13 protein-coding genes are annotated in these 13,690 nt (G+C 49.2%); 8 read left to right on the top strand and 5 right to left on the bottom strand.

Features of this window, described 5'->3' with window-relative positions; translation table 11 throughout:
* Window positions 1-49: 49 nt before the first annotated feature.
* Entirely contained in the window at window positions 50-1,000 is a 951-nt protein-coding gene (locus tag BUB30_RS13305) for a hypothetical protein (protein ID WP_073134351.1), read from the bottom strand.
* A gap of 1,003 nt (window positions 1,001-2,003) precedes the next feature.
* On the opposite strand from BUB30_RS13305, the gene BUB30_RS13295 reads away from it, so the two are divergent.
* The 7 genes from BUB30_RS13295 to BUB30_RS13265 are packed head-to-tail and all read left to right on the top strand — an operon-like array spanning window position 2,004 to window position 9,675.
* Complete coding sequence (locus BUB30_RS13295) at window positions 2,004-3,302, top strand: dienelactone hydrolase family protein (protein WP_143164891.1); 1,299 nt, start codon at window positions 2,004-2,006, stop codon at window positions 3,300-3,302.
* A gap of 32 nt (window positions 3,303-3,334) precedes the next feature.
* Complete coding sequence (locus BUB30_RS13290) at window positions 3,335-4,738, top strand: Gfo/Idh/MocA family protein (RefSeq protein WP_073134348.1); 1,404 nt, start codon at window positions 3,335-3,337, stop codon at window positions 4,736-4,738.
* Window positions 4,738-5,865 (top strand): acyltransferase family protein, encoded by a 1,128-nt coding sequence (locus tag BUB30_RS13285; RefSeq protein ID WP_073134347.1) that lies wholly within the window; start codon window positions 4,738-4,740, stop codon window positions 5,863-5,865. Before BUB30_RS13290 ends, BUB30_RS13285 begins: the two co-directional genes overlap by 1 nt.
* A gap of 56 nt (window positions 5,866-5,921) precedes the next feature.
* The gene (locus BUB30_RS13280; protein WP_073134345.1) at window positions 5,922-6,674 is read left to right on the top strand and encodes a glucosamine-6-phosphate deaminase; all 753 of its coding nucleotides are present in this window, start codon (window positions 5,922-5,924) and stop codon (window positions 6,672-6,674) included.
* Between the two features lie 28 nt (window positions 6,675-6,702).
* Window positions 6,703-8,061 carry a sugar MFS transporter gene (locus BUB30_RS13275; RefSeq protein ID WP_073134343.1) on the top strand — a complete coding sequence of 453 codons (1,359 nt, stop codon included), beginning with the start codon at window positions 6,703-6,705 and terminating at the stop codon, window positions 8,059-8,061.
* Window positions 8,036-9,229 carry an N-acetylglucosamine-6-phosphate deacetylase gene (nagA, locus tag BUB30_RS13270; protein WP_073134342.1) on the top strand — a complete coding sequence of 398 codons (1,194 nt, stop codon included), beginning with the start codon at window positions 8,036-8,038 and terminating at the stop codon, window positions 9,227-9,229. The genes BUB30_RS13275 and nagA overlap by 26 nt, the downstream gene beginning before the upstream one ends.
* Window positions 9,226-9,675 (top strand): DMT family transporter, encoded by a 450-nt coding sequence (locus tag BUB30_RS13265; protein WP_073134340.1) that lies wholly within the window; start codon window positions 9,226-9,228, stop codon window positions 9,673-9,675. The genes nagA and BUB30_RS13265 overlap by 4 nt, the downstream gene beginning before the upstream one ends.
* Before the next feature lie 38 nt (window positions 9,676-9,713).
* Here BUB30_RS13265 and BUB30_RS35160 read toward each other — a convergent pair whose 3' ends face one another.
* The 3 genes from BUB30_RS35160 to BUB30_RS13255 are packed head-to-tail and all read right to left on the bottom strand — an operon-like array spanning window position 9,714 to window position 12,020.
* Window positions 9,714-9,890 (bottom strand): hypothetical protein, encoded by a 177-nt coding sequence (locus BUB30_RS35160; RefSeq protein ID WP_178377098.1) that lies wholly within the window; start codon window positions 9,888-9,890, stop codon window positions 9,714-9,716.
* An 11-nt stretch (window positions 9,891-9,901) separates the two neighbouring features.
* Window positions 9,902-11,287 (bottom strand): radical SAM protein, encoded by a 1,386-nt coding sequence (locus BUB30_RS13260; RefSeq protein ID WP_073134338.1) that lies wholly within the window; start codon window positions 11,285-11,287, stop codon window positions 9,902-9,904.
* Window positions 11,259-12,020 carry a prolipoprotein diacylglyceryl transferase gene (locus tag BUB30_RS13255; protein WP_245804094.1) on the bottom strand — a complete coding sequence of 254 codons (762 nt, stop codon included), beginning with the start codon at window positions 12,018-12,020 and terminating at the stop codon, window positions 11,259-11,261. The genes BUB30_RS13260 and BUB30_RS13255 overlap by 29 nt, the downstream gene beginning before the upstream one ends.
* Window positions 12,021-12,123: 103 nt before the next feature.
* Here BUB30_RS13255 and BUB30_RS13250 point away from each other — a divergent pair, with 103 nt between their 5' ends.
* Window positions 12,124-12,567: a hypothetical protein gene (locus tag BUB30_RS13250; protein WP_073134336.1), complete on the top strand. Its 444-nt coding sequence runs from the start codon at window positions 12,124-12,126 to the stop codon at window positions 12,565-12,567.
* Between the two features lie 44 nt (window positions 12,568-12,611).
* Here the strand turns inward: BUB30_RS13250 and BUB30_RS13245 are convergent, their stop codons facing one another.
* A complete protein-coding gene (locus tag BUB30_RS13245; protein ID WP_073134335.1) occupies window positions 12,612-13,631 on the bottom strand; it encodes a fatty acid desaturase in 1,020 nt (339 codons plus the stop codon).
* Between the last annotated feature and the right edge of the window lie 59 nt (window positions 13,632-13,690).

The raw sequence follows: 13,690 nt of genomic DNA, 5'->3' as shown, positions 1-13,690 counted from the left end.
GGCTGCCGTTGGTTTGATGCTGGCGCTTATCTTTTGGCCCCGGCCATGCTCATTCGTCACACCTGTTTTTAATGACTTCCAAAAGTCTTTCCTGAAAGTCCGTTAAAAGTGTTTGTCCCCAGAACGCGCTATAGCCATTGATATGGGTGTCGAGCCGGTAAGCGGAAGAGAGCGTCAATTTTGTTTGGCGTTCTCCCAGCGGTTCCAGGTTGTAGGACGCATTCAGAAAGATGAAATGATTTCCTTTCAGGATATGTTGGTCAAAAACAGTCTGTCTTATTGACGAGGGAATGACGGCGATCGTAAACGCTACCCGTTTATTTCTTTCCCAGGTGGTCACCGTTTCCTTAAACGTCAACCCACCCTCGAAGTGCCCGATTCTCGTGGCTCCAATCGTGTCCCTGTCAAGTTCTGCATAGCGTGGCCTGGGGATACCTGCATAGTTAAAAAAACCTTTCTTGTATTCTTTCTGGCCGATCTCTTTTACCCTCACAATATTTTCCCAGACGGTCTCGGGTTTGGCGTTGATGATGACAATGGTCTCCACTTCGTAGGTCTGGGATGGTGTCGGGAATTTCACTTCTGCAAACCCGGCTACCAGCGGGAGAATAAAAAGTGAATAGAGCACGCCATTCTTATTTCTTCTCCTTTCGATAAACTTTCCAAAAACATACCCCCCGAATCCGGCGACAATAAGAAATGGGATTGAAATGATAACAATACAGATCATATCTTCTTTGCCCGTCCAGAAGGCGATCACAAAGAAAAGAAACACGGCGAGGATCGGGCGGCTTATGCAGTAGCGGCTTGACGCGAGTTGCTCTTTCGTTGCAAAAAACAGGGGCGTAATCCCGACAACGAACGGCACGATCCAAACGAAGGTGACGGAAAACAGATCAACAAATTCGACGTTGTCCTGTATCCCAAAAAATTCCCTCATGATCAGTCCGTAAACCGAACCGAGGATGATGCCTCCATATTTTGCAAAGATGTTTCTCATTTTCAATTCGCTTGATGAAACGCCACGCCAAAATAACGACGAAAAGCGTCATGGTAAAATTTTCACCGCTTGTGTCGAGCCGTTGAAATGGCTCGTTATCTTAACAAGCCATCTCTTGTCAAACAATCTTTTAATCGGTTGTCGAATCTGGGATCTTCCCCGTAGGTGTTATCGTTGGGTAATCCAAATCCTATTTTGAACCCCAGCATAGGATAGGTATAGACCCTGTCACAACCGAATGAGGAATACAGGTTCCAAAGCCAAAAGCCATAGATTGGCTTCCCGTCCACGACGACGGCGACGGGTAATCCCTCTAATGGAATTTTTAACCTTTTTATTTTCGCTCGCCCCGCCTCATTCAGTTGAATTCGCTGACTCTGCCAGTCAAAATATTCGACGTCTGATCGCTCAATTAAGGGCTCATCAAATAGGACATCTTTTGTTGGGTCAAGGCAGTAGTGACAGTTCGATGCCGTAGCGTTTTGGTCCGGGTGAATCTCCTTAACCCTATAGACCTCAAATCCTCGCTCGTATTGGCAAGACGAGCAAAAAAGCAGTGCAAATAAAAGGAATAAGACATTTCGTCGGTGTGCGCTGTTTTTCATTTCTCTGTATATTTAATCATAAAGTCAATGATGTCCCACAGTTCAGCGCGGGAAGTGTATTTGTGGCGCTTTACCAATGGATTGTCAATCATCAGCTTTATCAGGTCTCAGCTAAGGAGCCGAATCAAGTTTTAACTACCCTAAAAAGAAAAGGAACCCTCGATCCGTCACGAATGGCGAGCCTCGCTCGCCGAAGCCTTGGCGAAGGCGAGCCGCCCAAATACCACAGACACCTTTTATAACCTATTCTCCACGATCGAGGCGTATTTAAAGAGCGAACAGGTGAAAAAGACAAAAGAATGATTAGAAAAATGCCAACAACGACTCTTCTTTAATTGTAGGCACAGCTGTACCAAAGGAAGCGCTATCATTTTTTCGATTGAGAAACTTGTATAAACATGAAAAATAAGCGAAGAGATTTCCTGAAGCTTACGGGGATGACCGGTCTGGGTTTAGCCACAGGTGGTCTCTCTAATGTTTTTGGCGCAACCCTAAATTATTCAAATGCCATGGAGAAAGAATCCGCACTAAAAACTGCAATGGTGGACGATAAAACTTCCAGCGTGATCGGGGCTTATGGTAAATGGGCCGCGGGTTTGACCGGAGACAAATTGCCCGCCTTGTCATTCCGGAAAAAGGAGTTTACCAACATAGACGCATGGAGAAAAGATGCGCGCAAGCGCTTGGCGGAGCGACTGGCCATACCGGACATCGGAGGGATGCCTAACGTAATTGTAAAAAAACAATATGCATACGATGGCCTGCACATCGAAGAACTGAGCTGGCAATTGCCTTACGGCGCGGCTACCGAAGCCATTCTCTTGAAGCCCATGAACGCAAAGGGTAAGTTGCCCGGTATCCTCGCCTTCCATGATCACGGGGGCGTGAAATATTTCGGGACGCGAAAGATAACCCGCACATCGGATGTCCTTCATCCGCTCATGGCCCAACATCAAAAGGACTACTATGAAGATCTGGCTTGGGCTAACGAAGTGGCTAAACGCGGTTACGTCGTGCTGGTTTCCGATGCCTTTCCTTTTGCAAGCCGTAGGGTACTGATGAATGATGTTGCCCCCGAAACGTTACGCCACGGACTGAATGACGATGACCCTGAAAACTCAGAGCACATAGAAGCCTGCAACAAATGGGCTTCCGACCACGAGCACATCATGTCTAAATCCTTGCTCAGCGCAGGCACAACGTGGCCCGGTGTCTTCTTTGCCGAAGACAAAAAGGCCCTGGACATACTCTGCAGCCGCCCCGATGTGGATGTAAAAAACGTCGGCTGCTGCGGACTCTCCGGCGGGGGCATGCGCACCGTATTCATGGGGGGTCAGGACGACCGCATCAAATGCGCCGTCTGTGTTGGATTCATGACCACCTGGAAGGATTTTGTGTTGAACAAATCCGTCAATCACACCTGGATGACCTATGTCCCGTTGCTGCCAAACGAATTGGATTTCCCGGAGATCCTTGGCCTGCGCGCACCCTTGCCCACGATGGTGCTGAACGATACCGAAGACGAGCTGTATACACTGGATGAAATGAAAAGCGCCGATAGAATACTGACTGAAGTATACTCGAAAGCGGGAGCGACCGATCACTACAAATGTAATTATTACCCCGGTCCACATAAATTCGACAAAAAGATGCAAGCCGATGCGTTTAATTGGTTTGACAAATGGCTCAAAGGATAAGCAGATCTCAAAACATTATTAACTATAAAAAAATGAGTACAAGTCGTAGAGAATTTTTAAAAATTTCAAGCCTCACGGGCATGGGATTGGCCAGCACTTCTGTTCTGAAAGGTTATGATCCTCTCCAGGAAGATAAAACAAAGAAACCCGCACCACCCCATTTCAATATGTGTGGCTATGCAGCGCCAAGGATTGAAACCGTTCGCATCGGCTTCATCGGGTTGGGAAACAGGGGCCCAGGTGCCGTTCAGCGAATGATGCACATCGAAGGAACCGATATAAAGGCCTTGTGCGACTTGCGCCCGGAGAAAGCCAACGCGGTGAAACAAAAACTGGAAGGCTCCATCCATCACCCGGATGTCTATACAGGGAAAGAAGAAGAATGGAAAAAGATCTGCGAGCGTGCCGATATTGACCTGGTGTACATCGCTACCCCTTGGGCGCTGCATACGCCGATGGCCGTGTATGCGATGAACCACGGTAAACACGTCTGCGTGGAAGTGCCTTCCGCCAAAACGCTGGAAGAGTGCTGGCAGTTGGTGGAGACATCGGAGCGCACAAAGAAACACTGCATCATCCTGGAAAATTGCTGCTACGACTTTTTCGAGTTGCTGACGTTGAACATGTCCCGCCAGGGTTTATTCGGAGAGCTTGTACACGGTGAAGGTGCGTACATCCACACATTGCTCACCGATAATTTTTCGAAAGAAAAATATTACGACATGTGGCGCCTGAAAGAAAATTTGCGGAACGGCAACTTATACCCGACCCATGGATTGGGACCTGTCGCACAAGCCCTGAACATTAATCGCGGCGATAAAATGGATTACCTCGTGGCCATGTCCGGCAATGATTTTCAAATGGCTGCCATGGCAAATGAACTGGCGGCGAAGGACGATTTCTATAAAGCCTACGCCAACAAGAAGTTTCGCGGGAACATGAACACCACCACCATCCGCACCAACAAAGGCCGCACGATCATGTTGCAGCACGATGTTACATCGCCCAATGTGTATTCGCGCATTCACAAGATCAGTGGCACAAAAGGCTCTTGTTTGAAATACCCGGAGCCCGGTAAGATCGCATTCGGTCATGAAGGCTGGGTGAGCGATGAAGAATATAAAAACCTGGAGAGCAAATACACGGCGCCGATCGTCAGCAAAGTGGGAGAGATGGCCAAACAGGTGGGCGGTCATGGCGGCATGGATTTCCTGATGGACTGGCGCACGATCGATTGCCTGCGCAACGGCCTGCCCATGGACATGGATGTTTATGACGCGGCCCTCTGGAGTGCCATTGCTCCGCTGAGCGAGAAGTCGGTTGCCAACCGCTCCAATTCCGTAGACATTCCCGACTTTACTTCGGGCTCCTGGAAAACAAATCAACCGGTTGACATTTCTCTAGTGAACGGCGGCACCACAAAAGTGATCATGTAATGGTAGAGCAAGCCCAAAAAACACTTCCTTTAACAACGGTCCAGGCTTCACAACGACTGCTCTCGCTCGATTTTATGCGGGGATTTATCATGGTGCTGCTGGCCTTGGAAGCCAGCCGACTCTTTGACACACTTTTTGAAGCATCAGAAGGAAGTTTTATGCAAGGCGTGTGGCTCCAGTTCTTTCACCACCCCTGGCACGGCCTGCGGTTCTGGGATTTAATACAGCCCGGTTTTATGTACATGGCCGGGGTAGCCCTGGCGTTGTCGTTGGTCAAGCAGGAAGCGGCAGGAGTGGCCTGGAAGGAGTCGTTCAAGAAGATGCTGAAGCGTTCTGCAGGGCTGCTGGCGTTTGGCGTGCTTAACTATGCGGTACATGCCGATGGCTTGCACCTTAGATTGACCAACGTGCTCACACAGCTGTCGTTTACGTTGCTCGTGGCGTTCCTGATCTTTCGCTGGTCGGCGGTGGCACAGATTGCTGTGTGTATCGGTTTATTATTGCTTCGGGATGCGTTGTATCACTTTACAAACATTCCCGGTTTTGATCAGCCCGACATCAATCAGCATAATTTCGGTAACTATGTGGAGCTGATCTATTCGGGACGCATCATCGAGGAGGGATGGGTCTCGATCAATTGTATTCCCACCGCGGTGCACACCATTGCCGGAGCGTTGACAGGCAAGTTGCTGGTGTCGGGAAAAGAGAAAATAAAAACCATGCTCATCTGGGCAGTGATCTGCCTGATCGTTGGACTGGGGTTGGATGTCGCCGGCATCAGTCCGGTGATCAAACACATTGCTACATCCTCGTTTACGATCGTTTCCCTGGGCATTTGTTTGGCCGCCTATGCGGGTTGTTATTGGTGGATCGATGTTTTGAAACACCAGAAATACCTCCAGTTCTTTGCTATTATTGGCATGAATTCGATCTTCATCTACCTGTTTTTCGCCATTGTAGGGTCACGCTGGTTCAATGACTATATCTTTGCCTTGGTCGGCGGGTTGTTGACGCTCATCCATACACCGGTCGTAGTCGGTGCGATCATTTCATCCCTCTGCATATTTGCACTCGAATGGGGCTTGTGTTACTTTTTGTATAAAAAGAAAATATTCTTCAGGATCTAAGAGGGCATTTGATAAGTAATTCATAAAATTAGTTCTACAATATAAAAACCCAGAAAATGGACATTAAAATAGCTGACGATGCTTCTGCGTTGGGCAAGCGTGCAGGAGCTGCTGCGGCACAAGCCATACGTGAAACCATTGCATCAAAGGGCACGGCCAATATTATTCTGGCTACCGGAACAAGCCAGTTCGAAACATTGAAGCAACTGATTTCAGAAGACATCGACTGGAGTAAAGTGACGATGTTTCATTTGGATGAATACATCCATTTGCCGGTCACACATCCCGCCAGTTTCAGAAAATATCTGCAGGAAAAATTCATCTCGAAAGTGCCTCCTTTGAAGGCGGCCTATTTGGTGAACGGAGAAACGGATCCAACGGCCGAATGTGATCGCCTCGGGAAAGCCATAACGAGCCACCCGATCGATGTGGCACTGGTGGGGATTGGAGAAAATGGTCACCTGGCCTTTAATGATCCGCCGGCTGACTTTGCTACGGAGAAACCGTACATCATCGTTGAGCTTGATCAAGCTTGCCGTCAGCAGCAGTTGGGTGAGGGATGGTTTAAATCTTTGGAAGAGGTTCCGCCCCGGGCGATCAGTATGTCGGTGAAACAGATCCTGAAATCGAAAATAATCATTTGTTCGGTGCCCGACAGCCGCAAGGCCGTCGCCGTCAGGAACACCGTCGAGCAGAGGGTCAGCAATCTTTACCCGGCCAGCATTTTGCAACAGCATGCCGATTGCCGGCTTTATTTGGATAAGAGTTCAGTGGGCTTGCTTTCGAAGAATACTTCGCCTATAGCCTAGTTTTCACCAGGAGATCAAACCCGGACAAATGACGAATAAAATAGAGGTCAGTTCGCTTACGAAAAGGCAAACGATCATTTCTGTTCTTATCATTGGCTTGTTGTTTTTTATTTTTGGTTTTGTGTCCTGGGTGAATGCCATCCTGATCCCCTACTTCAAGATCGCCTGCGCCCTCACCAGCAATTTTCAATCCTACCTGGTCGCCTTTGCGTTTTACATTTCGTATTTCGTGATGTCGGTGCCCTCGTCCTACCTGTTGAAGAAAGTTGGATTTAAAAAGGGCATGATGATCGGGTTCCTGGCCATGTCTCTTGGTGCATTTATTTTTGTGCCCGCCGCGTATACCCGTACCTATGAAATTTTTCTGTTGGGTCTTTTTACAATAGGAATAGGATTGTCGATCCTCCAGACCGCCGCCAATCCTTACATCACCGTGTTGGGCCCGAAAGAAAGGGCCGCACAACGCATCAGCGTGATGGGCATCTGCAACAAGGGCGCGGGAATCCTCGCGCCGCTGGTGTTTGCCGCGGTGATCTTCAAGGCAACCGACACCGATTTGTTCAAGGCGTTGAGCACCATGGATGAAGCGACAAGGAATGTTGCATTGGATGAACTGATACGAAGAGTCGTTGTTCCCTATAGCATCGTGGGAAGCGTGTTGCTGGGCCTCGGGCTCATGGTGCTTTACTCGCCCTTGCCTGAGATTAACACGGAACAGGAGAGCACGGAGCTCGCGGCGTCGAACTCGGGTAAGAGAAGTATTTTTCAATTTCCACACCTCATCCTGGGCGCGGTCGGCATCTTTCTGCATGTGGGCACACAGGTGATTGCCATTGATTCCATTATCGGCTACGCTAACTCCATGCACATCGGCCTGATGGAAGCGAAAGTGTTTCCCTCCTATACCCTCGCGGCCACGATGTGTGGGTACATTCTCGGGATCATCTGCATTCCGAAATTCATCCACCAGGTAAACGCCCTGCGGATCTGCACGCTGCTGGGAACGGTGCTGACCCTGCTGATTGTTTTTGCAAACGGACAGGTCACTCTCTTTGGTCACGTCACCGACATCTCGATCTGGTTCGTGGTGTTGTTGGGCCTGGCCAACTCGTTGGTGTGGGCCGGCCTATGGCCGTTGGCCTTGGATGGGCTCGGACGTTTCACAAAACTCGGTGCATCGGTCATGATCATGGGGCTCTGCGGCAACGCGATCTTGCCACCTTTATATGGATATTTTGCCGATCAATTTACCGCGCGGGCGGCCTATTGGGTATTGTTCCCCTGTTATCTTTATCTTGTGTTTTATGCTTTTTCGGGACACAAGATCAGGAATTGGGGCTTTTACAAACCATCTCTAAACGATGCCGCAGCGACAAAAAATATATAACGGAAAACTCATCACCCCCTCGGGGATCATTCCGCAGGGAACCATCGTCATCACCGACGGCGTCATCACGGATGTAGGCCAAAAGAATATCGAAGTCAACGACGCGATCGAGATCGATGCCCAGGGGAAATACATATCGCCGGGTTTCATTGACATACACGTTCACGGAGGCGGCGGATATGATTTTATGGACGCGCAGGAGACGGCTTTCCTGAAAATCGCGGAGACCCATGCGCAATATGGAACCACCGCGATGTTGCCCACAACCCTCACCAGCACAAAAGAGGGAATGCTGCAGACCCTCGCGGTCTATGAAGAAGCGAATCGGAAGAACACAAACGGCTCTCAATTTCTGGGCATGCACTTGGAAGGACCATACTTCGCCTTGAGCCAACGCGGTGCACAGGACCCCAAATATATCCGCAATCCAGATCCTGAGGAGTACAGAGATATTTTAGCAAAAACTTCCTGTATCCGGCGCTGGAGCGCAGCACCGGAACTCGAAGGAGCAATCGAATTTGGCAAGTATGTAAAATCGAAAGGAATATTACCGGCCGTAGCGCATACCGATGCTATTTATGAAGATGTGATTAAAGCATTTGATGTTGGCTACACGCTCGCCACGCATTTATACTCCGCCATGTCGGGCGTCACGCGAAGAAATGCGTTTCGCTATGCGGGGGTTATCGAAAGTGCGTTTCTCATCGACGACATGGATGTGGAAATTATCACTGACGGTGCACACCTGCCCGCGCCGTTACTGAAATTGGTCTATAAAATAAAAGGCCCCGACCGCACAGCCCTGATCACCGATGCGATGCGCGCCGCGGGTACGAATGTGACCGAAAGTGTTTTGGGGAATAAAGACGTTGGGTTAAAAGTAATTGTCGAAGATGGCGTGGCAAAATTGCCCGATCGCACATCCTTCGCCGGAAGTGTTGCCACCGCCGATCGCCTGATCAGGACCATGATATCAATGGCAGAAGTTTCTCTAACCGACACCATAAAAATGGCCGCGGCCACACCTGCCCGCATTTTGGGGGTACAGGATCGCAAAGGTGAATTGGTGGTCGGGAAAGATGCGGATATTGTTCTTTTTGATGATGCGATAAATATTTCGATGACGATGATCGGCGGCAGGATAGTGCGCCAAAGCAAAAGGAAATGAATACAAACACCCTCTATCTCGGACTTGCGCTGATCACCGGCGCATTGATCCCCATTCAGGCAGCGACGAATGCCGTTTTCAGTAAAAGCACCGGCAGCCCGCTCATCGCCTCCGTCGCGGTATTTGTTATCGGATTGGTGGCCATGCTGGTTATGGCAGTTCTCATGAGGGCACCTGCGCCTTCGTTTCAGCAGCTGCGATCGGTTCCCTGGTACGGCTACGCCGGTGGAATAATCGTGGCGACCTACGTGGTCATGATCACCATCTTAGTGCCTCGCATTGGCGTCGGTGCCGCGATCGCCCTGATCGTTACCGGCCAAATCATCGCCGCGGTGATCATCGATCACTTTGGTTTGTTCAATGTGACGGTGCGCTCATTGGACATCAGCAGGATCTCGGGAATTGTCCTGATGATTGCGGGAATTTATTTTGTGATGAAGAAGTAGGGAGATGGGCTCCCGGCGCTGAGCCATTTTTCTCAATACTATGACATAAGTAGTGAAGCGCAAATGCCGCCCCCAACAATAAGCCACACGGCCCCAAGAATAAAAAAGACCTTGGCCGAATCCTGGTTGCGACTTCGCTTCACTAGTCCCACGATGAGGAATAACACCGGCGGGCCGAACATGACGAGCAGGATAAGTAATATTAGTGCTTCCATAGGGATGCTGCTTAGTTGATAAGTTCTTGTAAATATTCCCGTTTGTGATCGCGGTAAAACAGGTTCATGGTTTCGAATGGAATGATTTTGTAATCCTTGTTCACAATGTGCACGCACGATTTCTTCACCGAGCGTACATCAAAGTTGTAGGCATCGATAAACTGCATGATGATCACCCGGAACAGGTTGTCATACGAGAGTGCAGGCGCATGGATTTGAGGCAGGCAGCAAAGCAACGAATGCAGTTGTTCCGTGGTGGATTCTACTGAATTTCCTGTGCTAAACAATTTGATCATGCGCGAATGGAGTTGCGGGTCTTGTTCATACACAATGGTATTGCGGCTGTTATCCAGTAAATCTGCGGGATTGATATAGCGTGTGAGCGGAAATACAGCATCACCCAGTTTCAGCGCATAACCCATCACCAGCGCATCGGGATTGCAAGGTACGGGGATCAGGTCGTCGGGGTTAAAAATATCGGTCTGTTCCAGAATTTTTCTGCGCACTTCCGTAAGCGTGATCCGATCGGTTAGTGTATTGAAGTTTTCAAGCCGCCCAGCAATTTGTGTGGGCTGCAAGGTGACACCGCGGACGCAACGTTGCTTCAATGCAAATTCAATGATCTTCCCGATCTCATTGTCGTTGAGATTTTTCTGGACCGTGACGACCAGGGTAGTCGACAAGTTGAGCGCATTCAAATGTTCAAGCGCCTCTTCGCGAATGGTGGAAAGGCTTGCTCCCCGCATCACTTGCAGGACTTCATTTTTGAAGGAATCAAATTGCAGATAGATCTCAAAGTTTGGTGCGTAGGACGCCAGCCGCTTGGCGAATTCAAAATTCTTGGCGATCTCGATGCCATTGGTATTGAGCATGAGGTGTTTTATGGGCAGCGACTTGGCGTAGTCGAGGATCTCGAACAATTGAGGGTGCAGCGTAGGTTCGCCTCCGCTGATCTGGACAACATCCGGCTCGTGCTCATTGGTGACCACGGCATCCAACATTTTTTTCACTTCCTCCAGGGTACGGTGTCTGCCATAGGCCGGCGATGAACCGGCGTAGCAAGTAGGGCAAGTCAGGTTGCAACGGTCGGTAATTTCCACTACGGTAAGACAGGAGTGTTGCTCGTGGTCCGGGCACAGCCCACAATCGTAAGGACAGCCATAGTGTGTTTTGGTGTTGAATGTATACGGTGTCTCCGAGGGCTTGTTATAGTTCCGGATGTTCTTGTAGTAAGCAACATCGTCGGCAATGATCACTTTTGACGCGCCGTGTTCCGGGCAGCGCTTCAGCATGTATACCTTCTCGTCTTCAAACACAATTTTTGCGTCGATACGCCTCAGGCACTCCGGGCAGAGACTTAAAGTGAAATCATAATAGGTATACTTTCGCGTAGGCACGGGGAAGATGGATTAAGGTTTTTCTATAATAAACAAAACATACGATGCAAAGCCACTGAATGCTGCTCAGTCCCAACACGAAAAACGCATTGGGTTTGATGAACTCGATCAGAAAACGGAACCCGAAATAACTTACCATAAAGAGCTTGAAGAGGAGCCCGTTTTCGAATTTGTTTTGGAGGTACAACTTCCTCAAGAAAACGAATAATAGAACGAGAAACAAGATTTCGTACAAAGCAATCGGATGGCGCTTCAACCCATCCCCTAAATCCATTCCGGTAGCAAAGGAAGTCGTGGTCCCATACGTAAACTCATTCACGCCCGACAGGAAACAACCGATCCTGCCGATGAAGATACCCAGTATGATCGGCAACGTAAAGAGATCGCCGGAAGAATTTTTTTCATGGATGATCCGCTTGGCCAGTTCCACACCGAGCAGCCCTCCAAACAATCCACCCATGATGGTTTTGAGATTGTATAGCTGCATGAAGCTCACAGCGCTGATATCCAGAACCGGGTTTTCGAGAAACCCCATAAGACGCGAACCCAGAAAGGCGCCTAACGCTGCCCCTAACATAATAGAGAGCCTGTTCGAATGGTTTATGGGATCAAGACGGTTTTTCCGTAAGTAGACGTAATATCGATAGGCGGAAAAGAAGGCTAAATATTCCAGGATCAAATGAATATTTAACGGAATCCCAGCAATCGTAATTTCAAAAGGAATGGACAACACAGCGTCGGGTTTAAACAAAAATAGCGAGAAATATTTAGTGGATGCGCGTATATTGGCCCGTCATCTTAAACAAGATAGCGGTAAGCGTGAAAACTAATTTCATATGACAAAAAAGCAAACCCTGAAACTCATCATCTTCTTATTTATTCTTGCGGGGTGCCACAGACTTTATGCTCAGGAATCGTTAACCAAGGAAGCCCTCTATGGTGAATGGCTTTGCCGGGAGGTGACCAACCTGGCCGACGATCCGGAAACCAAGGCCGTCATGGAAACGATGAAGAAGGGCTTTTTGAATTCGCGATTTATCTTTAAAACCGATGGGACTTTTAATTTGATATTTCCCAAAGAAAGCCCGGCAGTCGTGAAGGAAATGAGTTTTCTAAACAACCGGAAATGGTTCTTTTATCCGGACAAGTCCATGATCTCGATCGGAACGCTGAAAGAAAATCTTATGCAGATATTCGTAAAGGAGCAGAATGGCAAGTTGATTTTTCTTATCTACGAAACTCCGCTGGCCCTGGAAATGGAAAAGATGCCAAAGCCATAGCCATCACTTGACTTGCTATTCGGAAAGTCGACTGAGCGTTGGCTTCAGGATTTTGCAGCCAGGGGTCCCGCTTCCACCAACTCGAGATCTGGTTTCGATTCGTCCGTCAGCTTCACCTTGCCTCGTTCCTGTCGCACCGTGCGCGAGAACAATGAGATATTCTTGTCGAACAAGAAGCGGAAAAAGAGCCGTGTCCAAGAGGCATGCGACAACAGGGTATCGTAGAATGCCGGCGCCTGCTTCTTCAGTCGCGGCAACCGGTTCCAGGGCACGGAAGGAAAGTCGTGGTGTTCGTTGTGAAAGCCCACGTTGAAGGCGACAACATTCAAAGGACCATAGTAGCTGTATGTCTCCTGGTTCTCGTCCAGCGTGAGGTAGTGTTCCTGGATCCATCGTGCACCAAGGGGATGGAGTCCCACCGAGAAAAAGAAACTCAACAACATGAACAGTAGCGCGCCAGGGCCGAAGTAGATCCAGATAGCAACATTGAAGGCAATCTGTACTATCCAGTTGATCACGATCCAGCCGTCGATGGGTTTGATCTCCTTTAGCCGGAAGGTTCTCGTCACCTGGAAGAATGGGAACAGCAACAGCCAGAGGGCTTTGCCGGCAGTGGAATTGCGGATCAGCCGCGCTTCCCAAAAGTCCGGAAGGTCGGCATCCAGCTCATGGACGCCCTGAAAGGAATGATGCTTGATATGATAACGCTTGAACGAGATGGCCGACGGCACCACATGCGGCAGGTTGGCCATGATGGCAAAGATATTGTTCAGCGCCTTGCTGCGGAACAGCAGATAATGCGAGCACTCGTGGATCATCACGAAGAGTGAATGGTTCAGAAAAGCGCCGACTCCATAGGCCAGCAGCAGGATGATCCACCACGCACTGTCTTTCACCCAATAGGAGAGACCGATCATAGCCCCCACCATGCCGACGATCGCCAGGCTTGTGAACGGATTTTTCCCCATCAGCGCCTTCACCTCCGGATGTTGCTTCAGGATCTGGAGGGTGCGAATACGATGAGGTTCGGGTGCTCCCGAAAAATGGAACTGGTCGTCAGACATCACGAGGCTTGGGTTAGGGAAAATGAAAGATTGGAAAAAAATCCTCATGATGCAAGAGA

The sequence above is a fragment of the Chryseolinea serpens genome, assembly GCF_900129725.1.
In the GTDB taxonomy this organism is placed as follows: domain Bacteria; phylum Bacteroidota; class Bacteroidia; order Cytophagales; family Cyclobacteriaceae; genus Chryseolinea; species Chryseolinea serpens.
This window is presented reverse-complemented; position numbering and strand designations above follow the sequence as displayed.

Coding starts and splice junctions, on each gene's coding strand:
- BUB30_RS13305 (WP_073134351.1), bottom strand. CDS start 1,000: ATGAGAAACATCTTTGCAAAATATGGAGGCATCATCCTCGGTTCGGTT.
- BUB30_RS13295 (WP_143164891.1), top strand. CDS start 2,004: ATGAAAAATAAGCGAAGAGATTTCCTGAAGCTTACGGGGATGACCGGT.
- BUB30_RS13290 (WP_073134348.1), top strand. CDS start 3,335: ATGAGTACAAGTCGTAGAGAATTTTTAAAAATTTCAAGCCTCACGGGC.
- BUB30_RS13285 (WP_073134347.1), top strand. CDS start 4,738: ATGGTAGAGCAAGCCCAAAAAACACTTCCTTTAACAACGGTCCAGGCT.
- BUB30_RS13280 (WP_073134345.1), top strand. CDS start 5,922: ATGGACATTAAAATAGCTGACGATGCTTCTGCGTTGGGCAAGCGTGCA.
- BUB30_RS13275 (WP_073134343.1), top strand. CDS start 6,703: ATGACGAATAAAATAGAGGTCAGTTCGCTTACGAAAAGGCAAACGATC.
- nagA (WP_073134342.1), top strand. CDS start 8,036: ATGCCGCAGCGACAAAAAATATATAACGGAAAACTCATCACCCCCTCG.
- BUB30_RS13265 (WP_073134340.1), top strand. CDS start 9,226: ATGAATACAAACACCCTCTATCTCGGACTTGCGCTGATCACCGGCGCA.
- BUB30_RS35160 (WP_178377098.1), bottom strand. CDS start 9,890: ATGGAAGCACTAATATTACTTATCCTGCTCGTCATGTTCGGCCCGCCG.
- BUB30_RS13250 (WP_073134336.1), top strand. CDS start 12,124: ATGACAAAAAAGCAAACCCTGAAACTCATCATCTTCTTATTTATTCTT.
- BUB30_RS13245 (WP_073134335.1), bottom strand. CDS start 13,631: ATGTCTGACGACCAGTTCCATTTTTCGGGAGCACCCGAACCTCATCGT.